Origin of the sequence: Sphingomonas fuzhouensis (genome assembly GCF_034659795.1) — a bacterium.
In the GTDB taxonomy this organism is placed as follows: Bacteria; Pseudomonadota; Alphaproteobacteria; order Sphingomonadales; family Sphingomonadaceae; genus Sphingomonas; species Sphingomonas fuzhouensis.
Map to the genome: position 1 here is coordinate 507,037 of NZ_JAXSQY010000001.1, position 24,514 is coordinate 531,550.

The window sequence follows — 24,514 nt, forward strand, 5'->3', positions numbered from 1 at the left end:
GGAGGGGTGTCCCGTTATCGAGAGGGCGACACCCCTCCGTCAGGCCTTCGGCCTGCCACCTCCCCTTGCAGGGGAGGAATAGGATTCATTCCACCGGCGGTTCGTCGACCTTCGCCGCTTCGGCATTCAGCCCATGCTTCAACAGCATCGGAATATTCGCGATCGCAAAGCCGATGGTCAGCGGCATCGCGCCCCACAGCTTGAACCCGACCCAGAAATCCCAGGTCGAATTGCGCCACACCGCTTCGTTCAGCACCGCCATGAAGGCGAAGAAGCACGCCCAGTTGCGCGTCAGCTTGCGCCAGCCCAGCTCGGTCAGTCCCGGATAGACATTGCCCAGCACCATCTGGATCAGCGGTCGCCCGGTCGCGAGCCCGAAGAAGAGCAGAGCGGAGAACATCGCATAGACGATGGTCGGCTTCATCTTGATGAAGCGCTCGTCGTGGAAATAGAGGGTCAGGCCGCCGAACACGACGACCAGGATGCCCGACATCCACAGCATGGGCGAGATGCGGCCCAGCTTCACCTTGCTGACGATCATCGCCACCACGGTCGCCGCCATGAAGACGCCCGTCGCCACCAGCACGCGGGTCAGCGCGCCGATGGGTGCGAGGAAATTGACCGCGAAGAACAGGATCAGCGGGCCATATTCGATGCCCGCCTTCAGTCCGGCGCTCGCTTCGTTCCTGGGCGCGTTCACTTGCGGCCTCCTTCGATCCCGGCGATGATCCGGCTGACCTCGTTGGCGTCGAAGGGACGCAAATCGGTCATGCCTTCGCCGACGCCGATGGCATGGATGGGCAGGCCGTATTTCTCGGCCGCCGCGACCAGCACACCGCCGCGCGCGGTGCCGTCCAGCTTGGTCATGACCAGGCCGGTGACGCCCGCCACGTCCTTGAATACCTCGATCTGATTGAGTGCGTTCTGGCCGGTGGTCGCGTCGAGGACGAGCAGAATGTCATGCGGTGCCTCGGGGTTCAGGCGGCCGAGCACGCGGCGAATCTTGGACAGCTCGTCCATGAGCTCGCGCTTGTTCTGGAGGCGCCCGGCTGTGTCGACGATCAGCACGTCGATGCCGGTCGCGGTCGCCTGCTTCACCGCTTCATAGACGATGCCCGCCGCGTCGCCGCCTTCCTTGCCCGACACGATCGGCACGCCGACCCGCTCGGCCCAGGTCGCGAGCTGGCCGATGGCGGCGGCGCGGAAGGTGTCGCCCGCCGCCAGCATCACGCCGTAATCCTGCTCCATGAACAGATGCGCCAGCTTGGCGATGGTCGTCGTCTTGCCCGATCCGTTGACGCCGATGACCAGGATCACCTGCGGCCGGGGAAAGGCGTCGATCTCCAGCGGAGTGGCGACCTTGGCCAGCGCCTTCTCCACCTCCTCGGCGACGACCAGGCGGATGCCCAGATCCTCCATGTTCCGCTCGAAACTGCCCTCGGCCAGCCGGGTGCGGATATGGCCCGCCGTCTCGGGGCCCAGATCGGAGGCGATCAGCGCTTCCTCGATCTCGTCGAGCGTATCGTCGTCGAGCCGCGCGGTGCCCAGCCCGGCGAGATTGCCGACCAGCCGGTCCGAGGTGCGACGGAAACCGCCGAGCAGCTTGTCGTGCCAGGAGGAGGAAGAACTCATGCCAATTGTCCGATCAGATGGGTTTCGGTCGCCGCCGTGACCCGAACGCGGGCGATGCGGCCCGGTTCGGCGGCGGGGGAAAAATGAACGTCGGCGAAGTCGGGCGCATGGCCGCGCGTGCCCGGCCGTTCGACGAGTACGTCGCGGGTCTGGCCGATCTGGGCCGCCAGCCAGTCGCGGCGACGGCGCGCGGCGGCCTCGCGCAACCGGGCGGCGCGTTCGCGACGCAGCGGGTGGGGAACCTGCGGCATCCGTGCGGCGGGGGTGCCGTCGCGCGCCGAATAGGGAAAGATATGCGCATGGACGATATGGGCGTCGTCGATCAGCGCCAACGTGTCGGCCGCCATCGCGTCATCCTCGGTCGGGAAGCCCGCGATCAGATCCGCCCCGATTGCGATCTCGGGGCGGGCCTTCAATAGCCGCTCGACGATCGCGACCGATTGGGCGCGGCTGTGGCGGCGCTTCATCCGCTTGAGGATCAGGTCGCTGCCCGCCTGAAGCGACAGATGGAGATGCGGCATCACCCGCGCCTCGCCCGTCACCAGTTCGAACAGACGGTCGTCGATCTCGATTGAGTCGAGCGAGGACAGCCGAAGTCGGGGCAGGGCGGGGACATGGGTCAGGATACGCTCGACCAGCAGGCCCAGGCTGGGCTGGCCGGGCAGGTCATGGCCATAGCTGGTCAGGTCGACGCCGGTCAGTACGACCTCCTGGTGACCCAGCTCGACTGCGCGGGCGATGCGTTCGATCACGAGGCCCGCAGGCACCGAACGGCTGGGGCCCCGCCCGGTCGGAATGATGCAGAAGGTGCAAGCGTGGTCGCAGCCATTCTGCACCTCGACGAACGCCCGCGCATGGCCCGCAAAGGCGGACACCAGATGTGGCGCGGTCTCGACCACGCGCGACAGGTCGGCGACTAGCATCGGCTCGGCGGAGGTCCAGCTTTCAGGCCGCAGCTTGTCGGCATTGCCCAGCACGCGCGCGACCTCGGGCATGGCGGCGAAGCTGGCCGGGTCGATCTGCGCGGCGCACCCCGTCACGACGATCTGTGCCTCGGGGCGTGCCTTGGCCGCGCGGCGGATCGCGGCGCGGGTCTGCTTCACCGCTTCGTTGGTCACGGCGCAGCTGTTGACGACGACCATGTCCTCCCGCCCGGCGGCCAGCGCGCGGATCGTTTCGCTCTCGGCGATGTTCAGGCGGCAGCCCAGACTGATGATCTCGGGACCAACAATTTCAGGGCCAGAAGAGGGTGACATGACCGCCGATCTAGGGATGGATGAAGCAAGTGTCCACGGACAGGCGCGTACCCTGCTCGACTTCTAGCTCGGTCTGGCGCCCAAGGACGATGCGCTCGACCGTGCGATTGCCGAGCGGTTCGGGGTGTTCGCAACCAGCTCCTCTCGACCGAGGCCGAGCGCGCTTATCTCAGCCAGCCAGACGCGGGGTGGTGATAGGGGGCGCGGTAATGCCCGCAAGCAGGCGCTTCTCGGCCAGCAACTGACGCACCTGCGCCAGATCGAGCGGCGGACCGTAAAGCGAGCCTTGCCCATGCGAACAGCCGATGTCGCGCAGCCGCGTCTCGATATCCAGATCGCGCACGCCCTTGGCGGCGATCGGCAGGTGCAGGCTGTCGCCCAGTTGGACGATGGCGGTGACGATCGCGCAGCAATCGGGGTCGGCGGCCATGTTGCGGATGAAATTGGGGTCGATCCGCACCCGGTCGAAGGGCAGGGCACGCAGATGCGCCAGGCTGGAATAGCCGCGCCCGAATGCGTCCAGCGCCAGGGCGATGCCCTGATTCTTCAGGCTGACGACGATCGACTGCGCCAGGGCCAGATTGGCGAACAGCGCATTCTCGGTAATCTCGATCTCCAGCCGATGGGCCGGAAAGCCGCATTCGGTCAGTGTCTTGATGACCTTCTGCGCCAGCCAGGCGTCCTGGAACTGCGAGGCGGCGAGCGGGATCGACAGGGTGATCGACGGGTCCCAGTCGCGCGCCGCCGCCATGGCCTGGCGCATCAGCGACAGCGATACCTCGCCCGACAGGCCGCACGCCTCGGCGACCGGCATGAACCGCTCGGCGGTCATCGCGCCCAGCATGGGGTGGTCCCAATAGCCCGACACCTCGAACCCGGTCAGGCGCGCGGTGCCCAGATCGACCTGCGCCTCGAACCGGGGCTGGATATCGCCATGGGCCAAAGCGGCGCGCAGATCGGTGATGATGGCGTTGCGCTCGGCCATCGCCTCTTCCATCGCGGGCACGAACCATAGCGGCTTGCCGTCGCTGCGCGCCTTGGCGGCGATCAGCGCGAGGTCGGCCTGGCGGACCAGCCGGTCGATCGTGGCGGAGCCGTCGTCGATCCGGGCCAGCGCGATGGCGGCACGGGGGGTGAGTTCCTGTTCGGCCAGGCGCACCGGCTGGGTCAGCCGCACCGCCAGTCGTTCGGCCAGCCGCTCGATCCGGTCGCGGCCGCGCGGGTCAAATGGGATGAGGCAGCCGAAGCAATCCCCTTCGAAGCGGGCGACGATCGCTTCGGGCGGGGCCTCGCTGCGAATGGTCTTGGCGACGTGCTGCAACAGCATGTCGCCCGCCTCATGGCCGAAGGACCCCGCGATCGCACGGAACCGGTCGATATCGATCAGCATCAACGCAACGCCGCGATGGCGGCGCTGCACGGTTTCGATCAGCCTCTGGCCCGCATCGTGGAAATAGCGACGGTTGGTCAGGCCGGTCAGTGGGTCGAGCTGCTCGGTAGCGGGGGATTGTACCTGCGATGCGGGCATCCGCCCATAGACGATGATCGCGGCGATGGCGGTCGCGAGCAGCAGGGCTTTGGCCGCGGAGTCGAACCCGAACTGGATCAGCAAGATCGCAGCGGCCAGCGCGACGACGCCACCCATGGCCGCCACGCCCGAAAATCGAGCATAAGCAGGGGCGTTGGCAGCAATTTGGCGCGAGCCGGGCATGGCATAGCGGTCGCATGTCAGGTGTGTACAATAGGTTAACGTCGCGTCCGGTTTTGCCCGACTTGCGCCCATCCGCATTTTCCCATAAGAGCGGCCCCAAGTTCCGTTTCGGAATGTGAAAGAGAAGCGCCCAAGGGTGCACGCTGGCCGGCGAGGTTTCGCCCGCCGGCGCTTTTGCGTTTGGACGGTCTGCTTGGGTTTTGATCCGTGGTCTGACGGCCCGGTCGTAATGAGGTGAGGCGATGTTCGACAGCTTGAGCGATCGGCTTGGCGGCGTTTTCGACCGCCTTCGCGGCCGTGGCGCGCTGACCGAGGCGGATGTCCGCACCGCGATGCGCGAAGTCCGCGTGGCGCTGCTGGAAGCCGATGTCGCGCTGCCCGTCGCACGCGATTTCGTCGACAAGGTCACCGAACAGGCGATCGGCCAGAACGTCCTGCGTTCGATCACGCCGGGCCAGCAGGTCGTCAAGATCGTCCATGACGCGCTGGTCGCGATGCTGGGCGCGGATGCCAGCGAGCTGCTGCTCGACGTCACGCCGCCCGCCGTCGTGATGATGGTTGGCCTTCAGGGTTCGGGTAAGACCACCACCACCGCCAAGATCGCCAAGCGGCTGTCGAGCGGCGCGATGGGCCGTGATCGCAAGAAGGTGCTGATGGCGTCGCTCGACGTCAATCGCCCGGCCGCGCAGGAGCAGCTGGCGACGCTGGGTACGCAGGTCGAGGTGTCGACCCTGCCGATCATCGCGGGCCAGCAGCCGGTCGAGATCGCGCGTCGCGCGCTCCAGGCCGCCAAGCTGCAGGGCTATGACGTCCTGATGCTCGACACCGCCGGTCGTCTGCACGTCGATCAGGCGCTGATGGACGAGATGAAGGCCGTGGCGGAAATCGCCCAGCCTCAGGAAATCCTGCTCGTCGTCGACTCGCTGACCGGCCAGGACGCGGTGAACGTCGCGACCAGCTTCTCCGAGCAGGTGCCGCTGACCGGCGTGGTGCTGACCCGTATGGACGGTGACGCGCGCGGTGGTGCGGCGCTGTCGATGCGCGCTGTCACCGGCAAGCCCATCAAGTTCGCCGGTGTCGGCGAAAAGATGGACGCACTGGAAGCCTTCCACCCGGAGCGTGTCGCGGGCCGCATCCTCGGCATGGGCGACGTGGTGTCGCTGGTCGAGCGCGCCGCCGAGACGATCCAGCAGGAAGATGCCGAGCGCATGGCCATGAAAATGGCCAAGGGTCAGTTCGATCTGAACGACCTGCGCGGCCAGCTGGCCCAGATGCGTCGCATGGGCGGCCTGGGCGCGCTGGCGGGCATGATGCCGGGCATGAAGAAGGCGCAGAACGCGCTCAATGATGCCGGTGGCGACAAGATCCTGCTGCGCATGGACGCGATCATCACCTCGATGACGCCCAAGGAGCGCACCAAGCCCGAACTGGTCAACGCCAAGCGCAAGATCCGCATCGCCAAGGGGTCCGGCACCACGGTGCAGGACGTGAACAAGCTCCTGAAGATGCATCAGGAAATGGCCACGGCGATGAAGAAGATCAAGAAGATGGGCGGCATCAAGGGCATGATGGCGATGCTCGGCAAGGGTGGCCTTGGCGGCCTGGGCAATGCGCTGGGCGGTCCGCAGATGGGCGAGATGCTCAACAAGGCGGGCGGCGGTGGCGGCCTGCCGGGCATCGGCGGCATGGGTGCGGGCGGCGGCAAGCTGCCCGAGGGCATGCCGAAACTGCCCCCCGGCTTCGAAAATCTCCTGAAGAAGAAATAACCCCCGCGCCGGACGGAATGCCGGTGAATTTAAACGTTTTAACTCAAGGACTGAAATATGGCTCTCAGCATTCGTCTGTCGCGTGGTGGCTCGAAGAAGCGCCCTTACTACCGCATCGTGGTGGCCGACGCCCGTGCGCCGCGCGACGGCAAGTTCATCGAGAAGATCGGCAACTACAACCCGCTCCTCGCCAAGGACAATGAGCAGCGCGTGCAGCTCGACGCCGAGCGCGCGAAGCACTGGCTGGCCAATGGCGCGCAGCCGACCGACCGCGTCGCCCGCTTCCTGGATGCCGCCGGTGTCCGTGAGCGCGCCGCGCGCAACAACCCGAACAAGGCGAAGCCGGGCGAAAAGGCCACCGAGCGCGCCGAAGAGCGTGCCGAGAAGCTGAAGGCCGCGCAGGAAGCCGCCAACGCTCCGGCCGAAGAAACCGCCGAAGCCTAATGGCTTTCGGCTTTGCGCTGCCCCGGTCGGTCGCGATCGGGGCAGCGCAAGGCACCGGATACGGGGTCATGCGTTTCCCAAAGCCAATGGCTTAGGAGACACGCGCATGACCCCGCCGACCGAACCCGATCCCCGGACCGCCCCCGACGACCATGACGACGCGACCAACCAAGGCGTCTCCGCGCCAGACCCCGCTGAAGGCGGAAACGACGCCCCCGACGGGGACGGCAACTCGCCCAACGGGTGAGCCGCGCGTCACGCTGGCGGTGATCGTCGGCGCGCACGGCATTACGGGCGAGGTTCGGTTGAAGGTCTTTGCCGACGACCTGTCGGACTATCGCTCGTTCAATGACGGCACGTTGACGCTGAAGTCGACGCGCGAAGGCTCGAACGGCGTTATCGCGCGCTTTGCCGAAGTGACCGACCGCAACGCCGCCGAGGCGCTGCGTGGTACGGAATTGACGGTGGCGCGCTCCGCTCTGCCTCCGCTGGAGGACGGCGAATATTATCATGCCGACATTATCGGCTTGTCGGCCATCGCCAGCGATGGCGAGGAACTGGGCCATGTTGCGCTGATCGAGAATTTCGGTGCTGGCGACGTGCTCGAGATCGAGCGTCCGGACGGTCGCCGTTTCATGGTGCCGATGAAGGCGCAAGCCGTGCCCGAATGGAATCAGGACCGCCTGATCGTGGAACGCGCCTTCATCGTCTGATCGGGCGTTGCTCGTTCAATAGATTGCGGATCGTCGTAGCCGCGACTCCTGCCTCGCCCATGGCGTGGCTGATCTGATCCAGCCCCTTCACCACATCCCCCGCCGCAAACAGGCCGGGGACCGAGGTGCGCTGGTGGTCATCGACCTCCAGGCAACCGCTGGGGTCCGCCTTCGCGCCCGCCGATACCGCCAGTTCCGACCGGATGCGGGAGCCCATCGCCGGATAGACGCTGTCGAAGTCCATCCGCCCGCTCGCGGTGTCGAGCGCGATCCGATTCCCCTCGATCGCCCAACCACCGCAGGGACCATCGACATGAGCGATCCCCGCCTCGTCCAGCGCCTTTGCACATGCCGGATCGAGATCATGGGCCGCGTCGGGCGCGATCAGTGTCACGTCGCGCGTAAAGCCGCGCAGGAACAGCGCCTCGCGCATGCCATGGTCGCTGGTGCCGATGACGCCAACGCGCTTGTCGGTGACCTCATAGCCGTCACAGACCGGGCAATAGCGGATCAGCCCGCGCTCCAACGCCGGATCGTGCACCTCGGGCAGGAGCTTGCGGGGGCGATGGTTGACCACGCCGGTCGCCAGCAGGACGGTCCGTGTCGCATATTCCGCACCATCGGCGACCACCAGGAAGTGACCGTCTTCGGGCTGGATCGCGGTTACCCGGTGCGGCGTGCAATGCGCGCCATAGCGCCGCGCCTGGTCATGCATCCGGGCGAGCAGCGCCTTGCCGCTGATCCCTTCCGGAAATCCGGCATGGTTGTGGGTGCAGGGGATCATCGCCGCGCGGCTCGATCCGCTGTCGAACATATGGATGCGCAGGTGATAGCGGGCGAGATAGATGGCCGCCGTCAGCCCCGCAGGCCCCGCGCCGATGATGATGCAATCGTCCATGGCGGGGGCAAAGCGTGAGCCTTCGCAACGTTCCTTGGAGTTTCCCGAAGCATCATGTATATACGTGACGTATATACGGAGGGAATATGGGCAAGGACTATCAGGCGAAAGTCTTCCGCTCGGGCAATTCGCTGGCGCTGCGTTTGCCCGCAGCGCTGGGGTTGGCGGAAGGAACGGAGATGACGCTTCGGGAAGAGCAGGGACGCTATGTGTTCGAGCCCGTGCAAGCGCCGCGCAAGACGATCGACCTGACGGGTATCGCGGGGTCGATGCCGTGGCTGAAACCGATTGAGCGGGAAGACTTCGAAATGGAGCCGCGCCCGTTGGATTGGGACGGAAAGCTGCTCGACCGTGATTGAGCCGCGCTATCTGCTCGACTCCAATATCTGCATCTATGTCCTTCGCGATGCGGAGGGCCGGGCGGCGCAGCGGCTCGCGACCTGTGAACCGGGTGCCGCCGTGGCCTCCGCCATTACCTATGCCGAGATCATGCGCGGTCTGGAGCGCCACGGCACCGAGGCGGTGGCGGCCTTCGATCGCTTTTTCGATCGGGTGCCGATATTGCCGTTCGACCAGCGGGCGGCATCGGCTTATGCGGAGATACCGTTCCGGCGGGGTCGGTTCGATCGCCTGATCGGTGCCCATGCCCTGGCGACGCGCCTGACACTGGTAACGAACAACGAAGCCGACTTCGCCGACATCCCCGGCCTGACCATCGAGAATTGGACGCTGTGACCTTCCGCGCGACGATATTGACGCTCTACCCGGAGATGTTTCCCGGACCGCTGGGCCATTCGCTCGCGGGGCGGGCGCTGCGCGAGGATCGCTGGGCGCTGGAGACGGTCCAGATCCGCGACTTCGCAACCGACAAGCATCGCTCGGTCGATGACACGCCCGCAGGCGGCGGCGCGGGCATGGTACTGCGCGCCGATGTGTTGGCGGCGGCGGTGGACTCGGTGGCCGACGACCGGCCTGTGCTGGCGATGACGCCGCGAGGCCGTCCGCTCACCCAGCCGCATGTTCGCGAACTGGCGGCGGGGCCGGGCGTCACCGTGTTGTGCGGCCGCTTCGAGGGCTTTGATGAACGCTTGTTCGAGGCGCGGGGCATCGAACAGGTGTCGATCGGCGACTATATCCTGTCGGGTGGTGAGATGGGGGCGTTGGTGCTGCTCGACGCTTGCGTTCGGCTGCTTCCCGGCGTAATGGGCGCGGCTTCCAGTGGAGTCGAGGAAAGCTTCGAAAGCGGCCTCCTCGAATATCCGCAATATACCCGACCTGCGGAGTGGGAAGGGCGCACGATCCCTGAAGTGCTGCGATCGGGGGATCATGCGAAAATCGCAAAATGGCGTCATGCCAGGGCTTGCGAGGATACACGGTCAAGGCGGCCGGACCTTTGGGAACGTCATGAGGGCGTTCGGGTCGGTCGCCCTCTGGCGCGCGGCGACGATTGAGGAATAGTGTCATGAACGTGATCCAGCAGATCGAAGCTGAGCAGATCGCCAAGTTCAACGAGACGAAGAAGATCCCCGAATTCCGCCCCGGCGACACGCTGAAGGTCGGTGTGAAGGTCGTCGAAGGCGAGCGTACCCGCGTCCAGTTCTATGAGGGCGTCTGCATCGCCCGCTCGAACAAGGGCATGGGCTCGTCGTTCACCGTCCGCAAGATCTCCTTCGGTGAGGGCGTGGAGCGCGTCTTCCCGCTCTACTCGCCGAACGTCGACTCGATCGATGTCGTCCGCAAGGGCGCCGTGCGTCGTGCCAAGCTGTACTATCTGCGTGGCCGCACCGGTAAGTCGGCGCGTATCGCGGAGCGTCGCGACACGCGTCCGGCCAAGGGCACCGCAGCCGCCGAGTAATCGGCGCTACGGACCCAGCGGTTCGACAGGGAAAGGGCGGTGGCACCAGGCGGTGTCGCCGCCCTTTTCTTATGGGCGTCTACGCCACGGCGACGCCAGGGGGCATCACCCCCCGAAATTATAGAGCCACATGCGCGGTTCCTTGGTCGGCTGTGGCTTGCCGTCCAGTCGCTTGGCGGAGATCAGCGTGACGGGCTTCAGGATCATCTGGCCCTTCATCGCGTCCTGGCCGCCGCCAGAGGGCTTGGCGAGGATCTTCTTCACCGTGTCCATGCCCGCCACGATGCGCCCGAACGCGGCATAGCCGTCATAGCCCGGCCGCGCGTCCATGCCCGGCGTCGGGCCGACGGTGATGAAGAAATTGCCGCCCGCCGATTCCGGTGTCGCCCCCCGCGCCATCGAAATGGTCGCGTCGAGATGCTTGATCCCGGTCTTGGCCGTCGTCTCCAGCGGGAAAGGGGGCAGGATGCGGCGGGCGTCGGTGCGGATGCCGCCCTGGACGAAACCCTTCTTGGGATCGCGCTTGTCCCGCGCCGCCCGGTAGAAGCTGGTTCCGTCGAACCGTCCGTCATCGACATAGGCCAGGAAATTCTTGCTCGTCGCAGGCGCATGGCGCGTGTCGAGCGCGACGACGATCGGGCCCTCCGAGGTGTTGAGCTGCACCCGGACATAACCGGGGCGGGGGACATTCTGGCTGGCGGGAGCGGCTGCGGTCAGCAGGGCGAGAAACGGCAACGCATACTTCATGGCGCCCCGATTACCGCCTTCGCCGCGTCTTGTGGAGGGGGCGAGTGCCTGACCGTGATGTCACCGGCGGTCAGCGCCCTGTTACGGCCGGATGATACGATCTGTGTCTGATATTCCGGGGGGCGAAGCGATGCGATCTGTCCTGATAGGGTGTGCCTGCTCATGTCTGGTGACAATGCCGGTGGCGGCTCAGACGGTCGCCACGCCGCCTGTGCCGGACGGAGCGGTGACGGACTGGGTGCATCCTGACGACTATCCGCCAGCGTCCATGCGGGCGGGGGACGAGGGGCGGGTGTCGGTCCAGCTCCATGTCGATGCAAGCGGCATGGTCACGGGCTGCCAGGTGACGAATAGCAGCGGCCATCCGCTGCTCGATGCACAGACCTGCAGGGTCCTGACCCTGCGCGCGCATTTCAAACCGGCGCGCGATGCCTCCGGGCAGGCGATTGCCGCGACCACGCCCGTCATGAGCTTTCGCTGGCAAATCCCGGAAGGACGTGGCGCTTCGGTAGGGGGCGCTGCACCTGCGCCGCTTTCTCCCGGCGATCAAAATATCGTCAATGAGGGAATGACTTTTCTAAAAAGTCTCGGCTCGCCACAGCTGCCCGCGACTTTGCCGGTGACGCCTGACCGTCTCGCACTCGCCAACAGACTGATGGATGTCGCAAGCAAGCAAAGCGATCCGCAAGAGTTGGAAGACGCGGCCCTTTCGCTGGCGGAAGAGCGCTTCGTCAAGACCGTGGCGGGGCTGCCTCCGCGGGGCCAGTTGCTTGCGAAGGCCGATCTGCATGCGGCCTATGATGTCGCATGGCGGCATAATCGTCAGCGTAATCTGGATCGCCTGGAGCGTTATTACGCCGCGCGTCTGACCGATGACGAGATGCGAAAGATCATCGAATTCTTCTCGTCGGGTATCGGATATCAGAGCGTCCATCATGGCGAAGAATGGACGCAGGCCAATCGTCAGGCCTTGGGCATGGCCATGTTCGAGCATCCCGAACTCGCCAAATGGGCCAAGGTGAATTTGGATATGATGCAAGGGCTCGCGGCCCAGATGCACGACCAGGAACGAGCCTTTCAAGCCGATCTGTCGGCGGCGCTATGCCCCAGGCTGGCGCGCGATCACATCCAGCTGTCGACTTGCCCGGCCATCAAGTCGACGCCCGTTGCAAGTAATGCCCGGCCAGCCAAACTGCTCACTACGCATTTCTAAAGCGGGATGACATGATATCGACTGACCCCTCCTCTTCACGGGAGGGGCTTGCATCGTCATCCCTCTCCAAAAGAAAAAAGGGCCGCCGATCCTTCGACCGGCGGCCCTTTTCGGTAACTTCAAACCCGCCCTTACTGGTCGAGGAAGCTGCGCATCTTGCGGCTGCGGCTGGGGTGCTTCAGCTTGCGGAGCGCCTTGGCCTCGATCTGGCGGATGCGTTCGCGCGTCACGCTGAACTGCTGGCCGACCTCTTCCAGCGTGTGGTCGGTATTCATGCCGATGCCGAAGCGCATACGAAGCACACGCTCTTCGCGCGGCGTGAGGCTGGCCAGGACGCGGGTGACCGTTTCCTTCAGGTTCGCCTGGATCGCCGCGTCGACCGGGATGACCGCGTTCTTGTCCTCGATGAAGTCGCCGAGATGCGAATCCTCCTCGTCGCCGATCGGCGTTTCGAGGGAGATCGGCTCCTTGGCGATCTTCATCACCTTGCGCACCTTCTCCAGCGGCATGGAGAGGCGCTCGGCCATCTCTTCCGGGGTCGGCTCGCGGCCCTGCTCGTGCAGGAACTGGCGGCTGGTGCGGACCAGCTTGTTGATCGTCTCGATCATGTGGACCGGGATGCGGATCGTCCGCGCCTGGTCGGCGATCGAGCGGGTGATCGCCTGGCGAATCCACCAGGTCGCGTAGGTCGAGAACTTATAGCCGCGACGATATTCGAACTTATCGACCGCCTTCATCAGGCCGATATTGCCCTCCTGGATGAGATCCAGGAACTGCAGGCCGCGATTGGTGTATTTCTTGGCGATCGAGATGACGAGGCGCAGGTTGGCCTCGACCATTTCCTTCTTGGCGATCCGCGCCTCGCGCTCGCCCTTCTGCACCATATTCACGATGCGGCGGAATTCGGTCAGCGCCATGCCGGTCTGCTGCGAAATCTCGGCGATCTCGCTGCGGATGCGGTCGACCGTGGCGGCTTCGTTGCTGGCGAAATTGCCCCACTTCTTGTCGAGGCCGCGCACGGTGTCGAGCCAGTTCTCGTCCAGCTCGTGACCCAGATAGCGGTCGAGGAAGTCCTTGCGGTTGACCTTGTGCCGCTCGGCCAGGCGCAGCATCTGGCCGCCCAGCGCGGTCAGGCGGCGGTTGAAGGCGTAAAGCTGATCGACCAGGAATTCGATCTTGGCGTTGTGGAACTGGACGCTCTCCACCTCGGCGGTCAGCTCTTCGCGCAGCTTGTGATATTTGCGCTCGTCCGCCGCCGACAGCTCGCCGCCCAGCGCCATGGACTCCAGGCGCTGCTGCTGGATCTTCGAGAATTTCTTGTAGATCGAGGTGATGTTGGCGAACTTCTCCAGCGCCTGCGGCTTGAGCGTTTCCTCCATCTGGGCGAGGGACAGGGTGTTGTCCTCTTCCTCGTCCTCGGCACGGGGCCCGCGACGTTCGCCGCCCTCGCCATCCTCGTCATCGACCGAGGGTTCCTCGGGCTCTTCTTCTTCCTTGAACTGGGGACCGGCGTTCTTGGCGCTGATCTCGCCATTGTCGTCCTCGTCCTCCTCGCCCAGATTTTCCGGGCCGGCGTCCTTGGACAGCATGGCGTCGAGATCGAGGATCTCGCGCAGCTGCATCGTGCCTTCGTTTAGTGCGGTCGACCAGTCGATGATCGCGTTGAAGGTGATCGGGCTTTCGCACAGCCCCAGGATCATCGTGTCGCGACCCGCCTCGATCCGCTTGGCGATGGCGATCTCGCCTTCGCGCGACAGCAGTTCCACCGCGCCCATCTCGCGCAGGTACATGCGGACCGGATCGTCGGTGCGATCGACGGTTTCCTTCTTCTTGGCCTCGGGCTGCGGACCGCCATCGGCATCGGCATCCGTGGTCTCGGCGTCGTCGGCCTCTTCCTCGGACTCGCCGTCCTCGCCCTGTTCCTCATTCTCGACTATATTGACGCCCATCTCGTTGAGGGCGGCCATGATATCCTCGAGCTGGTCGGAGGACATCTGGTCCTGCGGCAGCGCTTCGTTCAGCTGGTCGTAGGTGATGTAGCCGCGCTTCTTGGCGCGCGCGATCAGCTTCTTGATCGACGCCTCGTTCAGGTCGATCAGCGGCGCATCGCCCGTTTCCGTGGTATCGGTCGTATCCGCCGCCATATTCGCCTTCGCCATCAAATGCCCTCAGGGTTCCGTGCCCGGCCTCTGTCACACCGCTCGCTGTTCATGCAAGCGGGTGAGGGGGCCATGCGTAATTTTCCAGTGCGGGCGTGGGTCGCCCAATATGCCCCGGATATGGGGCGCGGGGTTGCCTGTATCAAGCGGCCTCCCCGGCTTGCTTCTCCGCCAGATCGCGGGCCGCCTCCAGCCAGCGATAGAGTTCGTCGCGCGATTGCGCGTGTGCCGCATGGCACCGCGTCTGTTCGGCGAAGCGATCCTCGGTCATGTCAGTCTGGAACGCCTGCACCGCGCGTTCGCGGTTCGCGCGCGTTTCGCTTTCCTCCAGCATGACCTCGATGATCTTTTCCAGGTCGCGGACCGCAATGGCGGGATCGCTGGCCTTGCTGAAGAAGCTGAACGCCAGGTCGCGGGTATAGTCGCGCGCGTCGATCGGGTGGACGTCGGTGGTCGCCATGATCTGTTCGATCAGGCTTTCCGCCTCCGCCGCGTCCTTGCGCGAAAGGTGCGGGTCGTTGACCGCCGCGTCGAGCAGGTGATGCCGCCAGTCGTTGAGATAGCGGTCGCCCATGTCCAACCGGCTGATCTCGTCCATGTACCGGCACAGGACATGCGGATAGCGCATCAGGCCCAGCAGCACCGCACGCTTCAGGCTATATTCGACGCCGCGCCCGACATGGCGATTGGCCTCGGCCACGGCCTGATGCACCGCCGCCGCATTGACCCGGCGGATGCCGAAGATGTCGAAATAGCGCGACATCATCGCGCGCTTGTACTCGTAGGCCAGATCCTTGTGCGGGATCTGCTGCGCCAGTTCCTCCAGCCGTTGTTTCAGCGCGGCGCGGCCCTCGGGCGTGTCGGTCTGCGCTTGTGCGATTTCCGACTGCCAGAGCAGGTCGCTGAGCGGCGTCGCGCGGGTGAGTACGTCCTCAAAACCCGCCGCGCCCTTTTCCTGGACTAAATCGTCGGGGTCCTGACCCTGGGGCAGGGTGACGAAGGACAGGCTCTTGCCCGGCTGGAGCAAAGGCAGCGCACGGTGCGCGGCGCGGATCGCGGCCTTCTGGCCCGCCGCGTCGCCGTCGAAGCAGAGCGTCGGCACGTCGACCATCCGCCACAGCCGTTCCAGCTGATGCTCGGTCAGCGCGGTGCCGAGGGGGGCGACGGCTTCCTCAATCCCGGCCTGGGCGAGGGCGATCACGTCCATATAGCCCTCGACCACCAGTACGCGGCCGGATTTGCGCACGGCGGGCGCGGCGCGGTCGAGATTGTAGAGCGTGCGGCCCTTGTCGAAGAGCGGCGTGTCGGGGGAATTCAGATATTTCGGCTCGCCCTCGCCGATGATCCGGCCGCCGAACGCGATCACCCGGCCGCGCGCGTCGCGGATCGGGATCATCAACCGGCCGCGGAACCGGTCATAGGGGTCCTTGCCCTCGACCTTGATGAGCAGCCCGCACTCGATCAGCGCCGGATCGCCAAAATCCTTCAGCGCCGCCTTCAGCTTGCCCCGGCTGTCGGGCGCGAAGCCCAGGCCGAAGGCGCGGGCGGTTTCGGGCGTCACCCGGCGGCGGGTCAGGAGTTCGCGTGCGTCACCGCCGGATAGGCCGCCCAGCTGCTCGGAGAACCATGCGGCCGCATCGGCCATCGCATCGTGCAGCCCCTTGGCGCGCTCCGCCTTTTGCGCGGCGCGGCGGTCCTGCTCGGGCATGTCCAGCCCGGCGACCTGCGCCAGTTCCTTGACCGCGTCGATGAAGGGCAGGCCGCGCTGGTCGGTCATCCAGCGAATGGCATCGCCATGCGCCGAGCAGCCGAAGCAATGGTAGAAGCCCTTGTCGTCGTTGACGTAGAAGCTGGGCGTCTTCTCGTTATGGAAAGGGCAGCAGCCCTTATATTCCCGGCCCGCCTTTTGCAGCTTCACCGTCTTGCCGATCAGCGCCGACAGACTGGTCCGAGCGCGAAGCTCGTCAAGGAATTGCGGGGTCAGGCTCATGGCGTCCGCGCGATTATAATGTGTAGCGGGATGGGGGTGTTTTGGCAAGGGTGTAGGAGGTGTGGATAGTCCGGGATTGCCCTCCCCCAGCCCCTCCCGCCTGCGGGAGGGGAGCCTGCATGTTGTGGGGTTAGGGCCGTCCGTGCCTCAAGCGCTTCCCCTCCCGCAGGCGGGAGGGGATTGAGGGGAGGGCCTGTCCGCGAGCGCCTGCTCGATGGGTTGGACGACGCCCTCCAGGTTACGCAGAACGTCGTTGTTCCAGAAGCGGATCACACGCCGGCCTTGCGCTTCGAGATAACGGGTTCGCGCTTCGTCATAAGTGGCGCGTTCGTCATGCTGGCCGCCATCGACTTCGACGATCAGTTTTTCGGAGCGCGCGGCGAAGTCGGCGATGTACGGGCCGACCGGGACTTGCCGGTTGAATCGAACGCCTGCCACTTGGCGCCGCGATAGCGCCCGCCACAATCGCCGCTCGGCATCGGTCGGATTGAGGCGCAATTCCCGCGCTTTTCTCGTAGGCCGGTTTTCGCGGAAGGGCCGGGGGCCCTCCCCTCGGTCCCCTCCCGCCTGCGGGAGGGGATGCGCGTTGGGTGGAGGACAGTTCTCTCCGCCGAGCGCTACAGGCTCCCCTCCCGCTGGCGGGAGGGGTTGGGGGAGGGGACTACGCTCGCGATCGAAATCCCGCACCAGCCCCACTCCCCAACAGCAACTACGCCAGCGAAGCCTTCACCAACCCGCTCGCCTTGCTCATATCCAGCACCGCCGCATGCCGCGCCTTCAGCTCGGCCATGACGCGCCCCATGTCCTTCATGCCCGAAGCCCCGATCTCCGCCTTGATCGCCTCGATGGCGGCCTTGGTCTCGTCCTCGCTCAGCGTCTGCGGCAGGAAGCGCTCGATCACCGTGACCTCGGCCTTTTCGGCATCGGCCAGTTCCTGGCGGCCGCCCTGTTCGTACATGGCGATCGATTCGCGGCGCTGCTTGACCATCTTTTGCAGCACTTCGATCACGACCATGTCGTCATCGGCGGGCGCGGTGCCGGTGCGGAGTTCGATGTCGCGGTTCTTGATGGCGGCCTGGATCAGGCTGATCGCCGCGCGGCTTTCCTTGTCGCCCGCTTTCATGGCGGCCACCTGCGCGGCCTTGATGTCGTCGCGAATCATGTTTTGTCCGTCTTGTCTGAAAGGCGGGGACGATAGCGCAGACAAGCATTTCCGTGAACCGGTTGACGGATGGTCCCATGGGGTCTAGCGGACGCCACTTAGCGACATTGCAGACATTTTAGCAGGAGTGCCCGCCGATCATGGCCGACGCCAAGCCATTCGCCATGCCCGAAAAGCCTGAAGGCGCCACGGGTGTTCTCGTTCTGGCGAACGGAGACGTGTTATGGGGGCGCGGCTTCGGCGTCGAGGGTGATGCCGTCGGCGAGGTGTGCTTCCACACCGCGATGACCGGCTATCAGGAGATCATGACCGACCCGTCCTTTGCGGGCCAGATCATCACCTTCACCTTCCCGCATATCGGCAATGTGGGCGCGAACCCCGACGATATCGAGGCGGACGCACCGCACGCGCTGGGCATGATCGTCCGCGAGGACCCGACCGCCCCGTCGAACTTCCGCGCGATGGAGAACTTGGGCGGCTGGATGGCGCGGCACAATCGCATCGGCCTGGCGGGCATCGATACCCGTGCGCTGACCCGCCGTATCCGGGCCGCCGGTGCGCCCAACGGCGTGATCGCGCATTCGGCTTCGGGCGAGTTCGACATCGCCGCGCTGCTCGAAAAGGCGAAGGCCTGGCCGGGTCTGGAGGGCATGGACCTCGCCAAGGACGTGTCGACCGAGCTGCATTATGGCTGGGGCGAGACGCGTGAGGGTGGGTTGTGGCGGCTGGGCTTCGGCTATGCCGGGGCCGAGGGCACGGATCGCCCGCACGTCGTCGCGATCGATTATGGCAGCAAGCACAACATCTTCCGCAACCTGGTTCAGGCGGGCGCGAAGGTGTCGGTGGTCCCCGCCACCGCGTCCTATGAGGATGTGATGGCGCTGAACCCGGACGGCATCTTCCTGTCCAACGGCCCCGGCGATCCGGCGGCGACGGGCGAGTATGCGGTGCCGGTGATCCGCCAGCTGCTCGACACCGGCAAGCCGCTGTTCGGCATCTGCCTGGGTCACCAGCTTCTGGGTCTGGCGGTGGGCGCCAAGACCACCAAGATGCACCAGGGCCATCGCGGCGCGAACCACCCGGTCAAGCGCCTGTCCGACGGTCTGGTCGAGATCACCAGCATGAACCACGGCTTCGCGGTCGAGCGCGAGACGCTGCCCGCCAACGCGCGCGAGACGCATGTGTCGCTGTTCGACGGGTCGAATGCGGGTCTGGAACTGACCGACCGCCCGGCCTTCTCGGTCCAGTACCACCCCGAAGCCTCGCCGGGGCCGCAGGACAGCTTCTATCTGTTTGAGCGGTTCGTAGGGGCGCTGCGGTGAAAATTCGGGTCGTTCCAGATGCCCGGAACTATTATCCCCAGTGGATTGAGCTTGCAAAAGTTCTGACCGAAGACGACGTTGTTGATACCTTAACATTCAAGGTTCGGTCTACGGCCGAGATGAGCATCGAAGATGCGGGCGATGCTCTACTTGCTCTGTACGCTTGGCGCTCTGTAACCGGTAATACATTATTGGCTGAGAGCGGTGCTATGTCAGGCATGCAGGACATGAGTGAACTGGCAACGAGGTTGGGGCTTGATTTGGCGCTAGGAGGCGTTGCGTCTATTTGCGTGCAATTGGAAGCAGAAGACTACATCCTTAATGATATCCCGCCATCTGAGGTTACGTCTCCGGGGTATTACGCCTTTTTGAATGGCGGGGGATTGGAACGCGGCTTGTCCGTCTTGGGGCGCATGTATGAGGAGAGGGTTTACCCGGCCAACTCTTTTGCCCTTTCTGCCTCCGGTCCCGTTCCCCTTAATCATAATAACCCCGAAGTTGCACAGGCCATTGAACTTGCGAAGTGTGCAATCGAGGTCATTAGAACGTCGAACACGATTTCAGCAGACGACAAGGAAACGTGGATTTCGCATCTGCAAGCCGGTGTTTCGTTGTTGTCGAAGCCAAAAGTGTATTTGTCCGCAATATCGCTTCTCATATGCCAGCCGCTGTACAGCGCGTTTTCGTCTGTCATTGAGGATAGCGCAAAGCCGGTAATTCAGGCGGCGCTAAATGCGATTAGAGCTCTGGTAGGTTTATAATGCCAAAACGCACCGACATCTCCTCCATCCTCGTCATCGGCGCTGGCCCGATCGTCATCGGTCAGGCGTGCGAGTTCGACTATTCGGGCACGCAGGCGATCAAGGCCCTGAAGGAAGAGGGCTATCGCATCGTCCTGGTCAATTCCAACCCGGCGACGATCATGACCGACCCCGAGCTGGCCGACGCGACCTATGTCGAGCCGATCACGCCCGCGGTCGTCGCCAAGATCATCGAGAAGGAGCGCCCCGACGCGGTCCTGCCGACCATGGGCGGCCAGACCGCGCTGAACACCGCGCTGGCGCTGTTCGAGGACGGCACGTTGGACAAGTTCGGCGTCCAGATGATCGGCGCCGATGCCGAGGCGATCGACAAGGCCGAGGATCGCCAGAAGTTCAAGGTCGCGATGGAGAAGATCGGGCTGGAATCCGCTCGCTCGGCGATCGCGCATAGCGAGAAGGAAGCGCTGGAGGGGCTGGAGAAGGTCGGCCTGCCCGCCATCATCCGCCCCAGCTTCACGCTGGGCGGCACCGGCGGCGGCGTGGCCTATAACCGCGAGGAGTTCATCGCGATCGTCCGCGCCGGGCTCGACGCCTCGCCGACGACCGAGGTGCTGATCGAGGAATCGCTCCTCGGTTGGAAGGAATATGAGATGGAGGTCGTGCGCGATCGCAACGACAATTCCATCATCATCTGCTCGATCGAGAATATCGATCCGATGGGTGTCCACACCGGCGACTCGATCACCGTCGCGCCCGCGCTGACCCTGACCGACAAGGAATATCAGATCATGCGCAACGCCAGCCTGGCGGTGTTGCGCGAGATCGGCGTGGAGACGGGCGGCTCGAACGTGCAGTTCGCGGTCAACCCGAAGGACGGCCGCCTGATCGTTATCGAGATGAACCCGCGTGTGTCGCGCTCCTCGGCACTGGCATCGAAGGCGACCGGCTTCCCGATCGCCAAGGTCGCGGCCAAGCTGGCGGTCGGCTATACGCTGGACGAGATCGAGAACGACATCACCGGCGCGACCCCGGCCTCGTTCGAACCGACGATCGACTATGTCGTCACCAAGATCCCGCGCTTCGCCTTCGAGAAGTTCAAGGGCTCGGAGCCGGTGCTGTCGACCGCGATGAAGTCGGTCGGCGAGGTCATGGCGATCGGCCGCAACATCCACGAGTCCATGCAAAAGGCGCTGCGCGGTCTGGAAACGGGCCTGAGCGGCTTCAACGATGTCGAGCATCTGGTGGGTGCGCCGCGTGCCGAGATCGAGGCGGCGCTGGCCAAGGCGACCCCGGACCGGCTGCTGGTCGCGGCCCAGGCGCTGCGCGAAGGCTTCACCGTCGCCGAGGTCCATGCGATCGCGAAATACGATCCCTGGTTCCTGGAGCGGATCGCCGAGATCGTCGCCGCCGAGGCCGAGGTCATGGAGAACGGCCTGCCGCAGGACGCGGCCGGTATGCGTCGCCTGAAGGCGATGGGCTTCTCCGACAAGCGGCTGGCCTATCTGGCGCTCCAGTCGGCCAATCTGCGCGGCATGGATCGCGGCATCGCGCGTGGGTCGGGCCTGATCCACGAGGTCGTCAAGATGATGACCGGCGGCGTCACCGAGCAGGAGGTGCGCGAGCATCGTCACAAGCTGGGCGTGCGTCCGGTCTTCAAGCGCATCGACACCTGCGCCGCCGAGTTCGACGCCAAGACGCCGTATATGTATTCGACCTACGAGGCCCCGACCTTCGGCGAGCCCGAGGACGAGGCGGTGCCCAGTGACCGCAAGAAGATCGTCATTCTCGGCGGCGGTCCGAACCGGATCGGGCAGGGGATCGAGTTCGACTATTGCTGCTGCCACGCCTGCTTCGCGCTGGCGGATGCGGGCTATGAGACGATCATGGTCAACTGCAACCCGGAAACGGTCAGCACCGACTATGACACCTCGGACCGGCTGTATTTCGAGCCACTGACCGCCGAGGACGTGCTGGCGATCCTGGACGTCGAGAAGACCAACGGCGAGCTGGTCGGCGTGATCGTGCAGTTCGGCGGCCAGACCCCGCTGAACCTCGCCCGCGCGCTGGAGTCGGCGGGTATCCCGATCCTGGGCACCAGCCCCGACGCGATCGACCTGGCCGAAGATCGCGAGCAGTTTGCCGCACTGGTCGACAAGCTGAAGCTGCACCAGCCCAGGAACGGCATCGCGCGCAGCCGCGAGGAAGCCCTCATCGTCGCCGAGCGCGTCGGCTATCCGGTGCTGATGCGCCCCAGCTTCGTGCTGGGCGGCCGCGCCATGGAGATCGTCGACGGGCCGCAGCAGCTCGAGGATTATATCCAGACGGCGGTGCAGGTGTCGGGCGACGCGCCGGTGCTGATCGACCAGTACTTACGCGACGCCATCGAGGTGGATGTGGACGCGATCTGTGACGGCGACCAGGTCGTCGTGGCGGGTGTGCTCCAGCATATCGAGGAGGCGGGCGTCCATTCGGGCGACTCGGCCTGCTCGCTGCCGCCCTACAGCCTGTCGGCCGAGATCATCGCCGAGATCGAGCGTCAGGCGGAAGCACTCGCGCGTGGCCTGAACGTGCGCGGCCTGATGAACATCCAGTTCGCGGTGAAGGACGGCACGGTCTACCTCATCGAGGTCAACCCGCGCGCCAGCCGTACCGTGCCCTTCGTCGCCAAGGCGATCGGCACCCCCATCGCCAAGATCGCCGCGCGCGTCATGGCGGGCGAGAAGCTGGCCGACTTGCCGCAGATCGATCGGCACATCGATTATTATGCGGTCAAGGAAGCGGTCTTCCCGTTTGCGCGCTTCCCCGGCGTCGATCCGGTGCTGTCGCCCGAAATGAAGTCCACCGGCGAAGTCATGGGCATCGACCCCGACTTCACCACCGCCTTCGCCAAGGCGCAGCTGGGGGCGGGCACCGTCCTGCCGACCGAAGGCGCGGTCTTCATCAGCGTGAAGGACGGCGATAAGGAACAGATCGTTCCCGCCGCCCGGATGCTGTCGGAAGCGGGCTTCGCCATCGTCGCGACGGGGGGCACCGCCGATTATATCGACCGGGCCGGTGTCACGGTCGAGAAGATCAACAAGGTGGCGCAAGGGCGCCCGCATATCGTCGACCGGATCAAGGACGGCGGCATCACCCTGATCTTCAACACGACCGAGGGGTGGCAGAGCCTAAAGGACTCCAAGCCGATCCGCGAAGCCGCGCTGGGACAGAAGATTCCGTACTTCACCACGGCGCCCGCCAGCGTCGAAGCGGCGAAGGCGATTGCAGCTGCGGGCACCCGTGGTCTTGAAGTACGTCCCCTGCAATCCTACTATTCGCGTTCGCACAACTGATCCCGACATGAGAACATGATGTGCTGGCGGACCGCTCTCCCGGTTTGGGAGGGCGGTCCGTACCGGGAATGCGTAAGAATTGGGGACTAGGAATATGGCGACCGTCGAAAAGATGCCGATGCTCCAGGAGGGCTATGACAAGCTCACCCAGGACCTGCGGCGTCTGAAAGAGGAACGGCCGCAGATCGTCGACGCGATCGAAGAAGCGCGTGCGCATGGCGACCTGTCCGAAAATGCCGAATATCATGCGGCCAAGGAGCGGCAAGGCCAGATCGAGGCGTCGATCGCCGACATCGAGGACAAGCTGAGCCGCGCGCAGATCATCGATCCGAAGGACCTGTCGGGCGACAAGGTCGTGTTCGGGGCGACCGTCACGCTGCTCGACGAGGACGACAAGCCGGTGACGTACCAGATCGTCGGCCAGACCGAGGCGGACGCCAAGACCGGCCGGATCAGCTATAACTCGCCGCTGGGCCGTGCGCTGATCGGGCGCAAGGTCGAGGAAGAGGTCGAGGTGACGGTGCCGTCGGGTGACCGCTATTACCTCGTCAACAAGATCGAATTCATCTGATCCGATGAACTGGACAGCGGCACGGGCGACGACGGCCATCGCGGTCGTCACGGCGATCGTGTCGCTGATCCTCATCCTGACCGGCATGGTGCCGGATGCGGCGGTCGCGGCGGGGTTCATCCCGCTGCGGTTCGAGGGCGCGGCGCTGCCCCCTGATTTCGGCTTTGCCGTGCCGACGCTGCTGACCCCGCTGAGCGCGACGCTGGTCCATGGCGGCTTTGCGCATATCGCGTTCAATCTGGTGATGCTGGTCTATTGCGGTGCGCAGACCGAGCGCGCGCTGGGCCCTCGTGGCATTGCGGTCCTGTATGTCGTCGGGGCCTATGCCGCCGCGATGGCGCAATATTTTCCGGACCCGTCCTCACCCATGCCGATGATCGGGGCGAGCGGCGCGATTTCGGCGATCGTCGGGGCCTATGCGCTGCTGTTCGGACGGCGGCGGGCCACCAAAGGCATCGCCGGGCTGTCGGCCGAGTTCACCCATGTCCTGTGGCTGGCGGCCGGATGGATCGGCATTCAGCTGTTGCTCGGCTATGCGGGCATGGGGATGGGCGCGATCGCCGTCGCCGCCCATATCGGCGGGTTCATCGCCGGGCTGGTCTTTGCCAAGCCGTTGCTGCTGTGGCGCTATCGCAACGCCTGAGGTCGGACGCGACTTTACTGGCCGTCCGCAGACCATGTCTTTGCGGGGAAACGGGGGGGCAACTCGCCGCCCCCAGGCGAAGTCGAAGGCCAAGCCCCCGACCTCGCCCGCGATCGGATCAACCCAGCGTCGGCTCGAGCAGGCGGTGCAGGTGCACCACCACGAACTTCATCTCGGCGTCGTCCACCGTGCGCTGCGCGGCGGCGCGCCAGGCCTTTTCGGCGCTGGCATAGTCGGGGAAGATGCCGACGACTTCGAGCGCCGAGGGGTCGGCGAAATCGAGGGTCTGCGGGTCGCTGACGCGGCCGCCGAACACGAGGTGCAGCTTGCTCATGGTGT

General features: G+C 65.1%; 23 protein-coding genes and 1 pseudogene. 13 read left to right on the forward strand and 11 right to left on the reverse strand.

The window, feature by feature from the left end; all coding sequences use genetic code 11:
* Positions 1-85: 85 nt before the first annotated feature.
* The 4 genes from U1H82_RS02475 to U1H82_RS02490 all read right to left on the reverse strand — a co-directional run bounded on the left by U1H82_RS02475 (position 86) and on the right by U1H82_RS02490 (position 4,533).
* A complete protein-coding gene (locus U1H82_RS02475; protein WP_322963352.1) occupies positions 86-700 on the reverse strand; it encodes a septation protein A in 615 nt (204 codons plus the stop codon).
* Positions 697-1,632, reverse strand: a complete 936-nt coding sequence (ftsY, locus tag U1H82_RS02480) for a signal recognition particle-docking protein FtsY (RefSeq protein ID WP_230481486.1) — start codon at positions 1,630-1,632, stop codon at positions 697-699. Before ftsY ends, U1H82_RS02475 begins: the two co-directional genes overlap by 4 nt.
* Positions 1,629-2,888: a tRNA (N(6)-L-threonylcarbamoyladenosine(37)-C(2))-methylthiotransferase MtaB gene (gene mtaB / locus U1H82_RS02485; protein WP_322963354.1), complete on the reverse strand. Its 1,260-nt coding sequence runs from the start codon at positions 2,886-2,888 to the stop codon at positions 1,629-1,631. Before mtaB ends, ftsY begins: the two co-directional genes overlap by 4 nt.
* A gap of 169 nt (positions 2,889-3,057) precedes the next feature.
* Entirely contained in the window at positions 3,058-4,533 is a 1,476-nt protein-coding gene (locus U1H82_RS02490) for a putative bifunctional diguanylate cyclase/phosphodiesterase (RefSeq protein WP_322963764.1), read from the reverse strand.
* A 308-nt stretch (positions 4,534-4,841) separates the two neighbouring features.
* Here U1H82_RS02490 and ffh point away from each other — a divergent pair, with 308 nt between their 5' ends.
* The 3 genes from ffh to rimM all read left to right on the forward strand — a co-directional run bounded on the left by ffh (position 4,842) and on the right by rimM (position 7,522).
* A complete protein-coding gene (gene ffh / locus U1H82_RS02495) occupies positions 4,842-6,365 on the forward strand; it encodes a signal recognition particle protein (RefSeq protein ID WP_322963356.1) in 1,524 nt (507 codons plus the stop codon).
* Between the two features lie 57 nt (positions 6,366-6,422).
* The gene (rpsP, locus tag U1H82_RS02500) at positions 6,423-6,809 is read left to right on the forward strand and encodes a 30S ribosomal protein S16 (RefSeq protein ID WP_322963358.1); all 387 of its coding nucleotides are present in this window, start codon (positions 6,423-6,425) and stop codon (positions 6,807-6,809) included.
* Positions 6,810-6,961: 152 nt separating this feature from the next.
* Complete coding sequence (gene rimM / locus U1H82_RS02505; RefSeq protein WP_322963359.1) at positions 6,962-7,522, forward strand: ribosome maturation factor RimM; 561 nt, start codon at positions 6,962-6,964, stop codon at positions 7,520-7,522.
* On the opposite strand, the gene U1H82_RS02510 is transcribed toward rimM, so the two are convergent.
* Complete coding sequence (locus U1H82_RS02510) at positions 7,512-8,420, reverse strand: NAD(P)/FAD-dependent oxidoreductase (protein WP_322963360.1); 909 nt, start codon at positions 8,418-8,420, stop codon at positions 7,512-7,514. The genes rimM and U1H82_RS02510 overlap by 11 nt on opposite strands.
* Positions 8,421-8,506: 86 nt before the next feature.
* On the opposite strand from U1H82_RS02510, the gene U1H82_RS02515 reads away from it, so the two are divergent.
* The 4 genes and pseudogenes from U1H82_RS02515 to rplS all read left to right on the forward strand — a co-directional run bounded on the left by U1H82_RS02515 (position 8,507) and on the right by rplS (position 10,275).
* Positions 8,507-8,779 carry an AbrB/MazE/SpoVT family DNA-binding domain-containing protein gene (locus tag U1H82_RS02515; protein ID WP_322963361.1) on the forward strand — a complete coding sequence of 91 codons (273 nt, stop codon included), beginning with the start codon at positions 8,507-8,509 and terminating at the stop codon, positions 8,777-8,779.
* On the forward strand, positions 8,772-9,155 hold the full coding sequence (locus tag U1H82_RS02520; RefSeq protein WP_322963362.1) for a type II toxin-antitoxin system VapC family toxin: 384 nt from the start codon (positions 8,772-8,774) through the stop codon (positions 9,153-9,155). Before U1H82_RS02515 ends, U1H82_RS02520 begins: the two co-directional genes overlap by 8 nt.
* A pseudogene (gene trmD / locus U1H82_RS02525) lies at positions 9,152-9,867 on the forward strand (tRNA (guanosine(37)-N1)-methyltransferase TrmD); the annotation flags it as partial. The gene U1H82_RS02520 and the pseudogene trmD, both read left to right, overlap by 4 nt.
* 15 nt (positions 9,868-9,882) lie before the next feature.
* Positions 9,883-10,275, forward strand: a complete 393-nt coding sequence (gene rplS, locus U1H82_RS02530) for a 50S ribosomal protein L19 (protein WP_175310865.1) — start codon at positions 9,883-9,885, stop codon at positions 10,273-10,275.
* 105 nt (positions 10,276-10,380) lie between these two features.
* On the opposite strand, the gene U1H82_RS02535 is transcribed toward rplS, so the two are convergent.
* Positions 10,381-11,022, reverse strand: coding sequence for a peptidylprolyl isomerase (locus U1H82_RS02535; protein ID WP_322963363.1), 642 nt, complete (start codon positions 11,020-11,022; stop codon positions 10,381-10,383).
* Between the two features lie 181 nt (positions 11,023-11,203).
* On the opposite strand from U1H82_RS02535, the gene U1H82_RS02540 reads away from it, so the two are divergent.
* Positions 11,204-12,235, forward strand: a complete 1,032-nt coding sequence (locus U1H82_RS02540; RefSeq protein ID WP_322963364.1) for a TonB family protein — start codon at positions 11,204-11,206, stop codon at positions 12,233-12,235.
* 131 nt (positions 12,236-12,366) lie between these two features.
* On the opposite strand, the gene rpoD is transcribed toward U1H82_RS02540, so the two are convergent.
* The 4 genes from rpoD to U1H82_RS02560 form a co-directional block, all read right to left on the reverse strand.
* Positions 12,367-14,394 (reverse strand): RNA polymerase sigma factor RpoD, encoded by a 2,028-nt coding sequence (rpoD, locus tag U1H82_RS02545; RefSeq protein WP_322963365.1) that lies wholly within the window; start codon positions 14,392-14,394, stop codon positions 12,367-12,369.
* 142 nt (positions 14,395-14,536) lie between these two features.
* Positions 14,537-16,384, reverse strand: a complete 1,848-nt coding sequence (dnaG, locus tag U1H82_RS02550; RefSeq protein WP_322963366.1) for a DNA primase — start codon at positions 16,382-16,384, stop codon at positions 14,537-14,539.
* Between the two features lie 147 nt (positions 16,385-16,531).
* Entirely contained in the window at positions 16,532-16,882 is a 351-nt protein-coding gene (locus U1H82_RS02555; protein ID WP_322963367.1) for an endonuclease domain-containing protein, read from the reverse strand.
* A 211-nt stretch (positions 16,883-17,093) separates the two neighbouring features.
* Complete coding sequence (locus tag U1H82_RS02560) at positions 17,094-17,546, reverse strand: GatB/YqeY domain-containing protein (RefSeq protein WP_322963369.1); 453 nt, start codon at positions 17,544-17,546, stop codon at positions 17,094-17,096.
* A 140-nt stretch (positions 17,547-17,686) separates the two neighbouring features.
* Between U1H82_RS02560 and carA the strand changes: the two genes are divergently transcribed.
* The 5 genes from carA (at position 17,687) to U1H82_RS02585 (ending at position 24,175) form a co-directional block, all read left to right on the forward strand.
* Complete coding sequence (gene carA / locus U1H82_RS02565) at positions 17,687-18,868, forward strand: glutamine-hydrolyzing carbamoyl-phosphate synthase small subunit (protein ID WP_322963370.1); 1,182 nt, start codon at positions 17,687-17,689, stop codon at positions 18,866-18,868.
* Entirely contained in the window at positions 18,865-19,629 is a 765-nt protein-coding gene (locus U1H82_RS02570) for a hypothetical protein (RefSeq protein WP_322963371.1), read from the forward strand. The genes carA and U1H82_RS02570 overlap by 4 nt, the downstream gene beginning before the upstream one ends.
* Positions 19,629-22,961, forward strand: coding sequence for a carbamoyl-phosphate synthase large subunit (carB, locus tag U1H82_RS02575; RefSeq protein WP_322963373.1), 3,333 nt, complete (start codon positions 19,629-19,631; stop codon positions 22,959-22,961). The genes U1H82_RS02570 and carB overlap by 1 nt, the downstream gene beginning before the upstream one ends.
* Before the next feature lie 94 nt (positions 22,962-23,055).
* Positions 23,056-23,532: a transcription elongation factor GreA gene (greA, locus tag U1H82_RS02580; RefSeq protein WP_322963374.1), complete on the forward strand. Its 477-nt coding sequence runs from the start codon at positions 23,056-23,058 to the stop codon at positions 23,530-23,532.
* A 4-nt stretch (positions 23,533-23,536) separates the two neighbouring features.
* Positions 23,537-24,175 (forward strand): rhomboid family intramembrane serine protease, encoded by a 639-nt coding sequence (locus U1H82_RS02585; RefSeq protein WP_322963375.1) that lies wholly within the window; start codon positions 23,537-23,539, stop codon positions 24,173-24,175.
* Between the two features lie 118 nt (positions 24,176-24,293).
* Here the strand turns inward: U1H82_RS02585 and U1H82_RS02590 are convergent, their stop codons facing one another.
* Positions 24,294-24,509, reverse strand: a complete 216-nt coding sequence (locus tag U1H82_RS02590; RefSeq protein ID WP_322963376.1) for a DUF4170 domain-containing protein — start codon at positions 24,507-24,509, stop codon at positions 24,294-24,296.
* Between the last annotated feature and the right edge of the window lie 5 nt (positions 24,510-24,514).

Bases quoted from the DNA above. Each gene is read 5' to 3' on its own strand.
- carA (WP_322963370.1), top strand. From the start codon at position 17,687: ATGGCCGACGCCAAGCCATTCGCCATGCCCGAAAAGCCTGAAGGCGCC.
- carB (WP_322963373.1), top strand. From the start codon at position 19,629: ATGCCAAAACGCACCGACATCTCCTCCATCCTCGTCATCGGCGCTGGC.
- ftsY (WP_230481486.1), bottom strand. From the start codon at position 1,632: ATGAGTTCTTCCTCCTCCTGGCACGACAAGCTGCTCGGCGGTTTCCGT.
- U1H82_RS02560 (WP_322963369.1), bottom strand. From the start codon at position 17,546: ATGATTCGCGACGACATCAAGGCCGCGCAGGTGGCCGCCATGAAAGCG.
- U1H82_RS02590 (WP_322963376.1), bottom strand. From the start codon at position 24,509: ATGAGCAAGCTGCACCTCGTGTTCGGCGGCCGCGTCAGCGACCCGCAG.
- rplS (WP_175310865.1), top strand. From the start codon at position 9,883: ATGAACGTGATCCAGCAGATCGAAGCTGAGCAGATCGCCAAGTTCAAC.
- U1H82_RS02535 (WP_322963363.1), bottom strand. From the start codon at position 11,022: ATGAAGTATGCGTTGCCGTTTCTCGCCCTGCTGACCGCAGCCGCTCCC.
- U1H82_RS02515 (WP_322963361.1), top strand. From the start codon at position 8,507: ATGGGCAAGGACTATCAGGCGAAAGTCTTCCGCTCGGGCAATTCGCTG.
- U1H82_RS02585 (WP_322963375.1), top strand. From the start codon at position 23,537: ATGAACTGGACAGCGGCACGGGCGACGACGGCCATCGCGGTCGTCACG.
- rimM (WP_322963359.1), top strand. From the start codon at position 6,962: ATGACGACGCGACCAACCAAGGCGTCTCCGCGCCAGACCCCGCTGAAG.
- mtaB (WP_322963354.1), bottom strand. From the start codon at position 2,888: ATGTCACCCTCTTCTGGCCCTGAAATTGTTGGTCCCGAGATCATCAGT.
- ffh (WP_322963356.1), top strand. From the start codon at position 4,842: ATGTTCGACAGCTTGAGCGATCGGCTTGGCGGCGTTTTCGACCGCCTT.
- greA (WP_322963374.1), top strand. From the start codon at position 23,056: ATGGCGACCGTCGAAAAGATGCCGATGCTCCAGGAGGGCTATGACAAG.
- U1H82_RS02510 (WP_322963360.1), bottom strand. From the start codon at position 8,420: ATGGACGATTGCATCATCATCGGCGCGGGGCCTGCGGGGCTGACGGCG.
- U1H82_RS02490 (WP_322963764.1), bottom strand. From the start codon at position 4,533: ATGGGTGGCGTCGTCGCGCTGGCCGCTGCGATCTTGCTGATCCAGTTC.
- rpoD (WP_322963365.1), bottom strand. From the start codon at position 14,394: ATGGCGAAGGCGAATATGGCGGCGGATACGACCGATACCACGGAAACG.
- rpsP (WP_322963358.1), top strand. From the start codon at position 6,423: ATGGCTCTCAGCATTCGTCTGTCGCGTGGTGGCTCGAAGAAGCGCCCT.
- dnaG (WP_322963366.1), bottom strand. From the start codon at position 16,384: ATGAGCCTGACCCCGCAATTCCTTGACGAGCTTCGCGCTCGGACCAGT.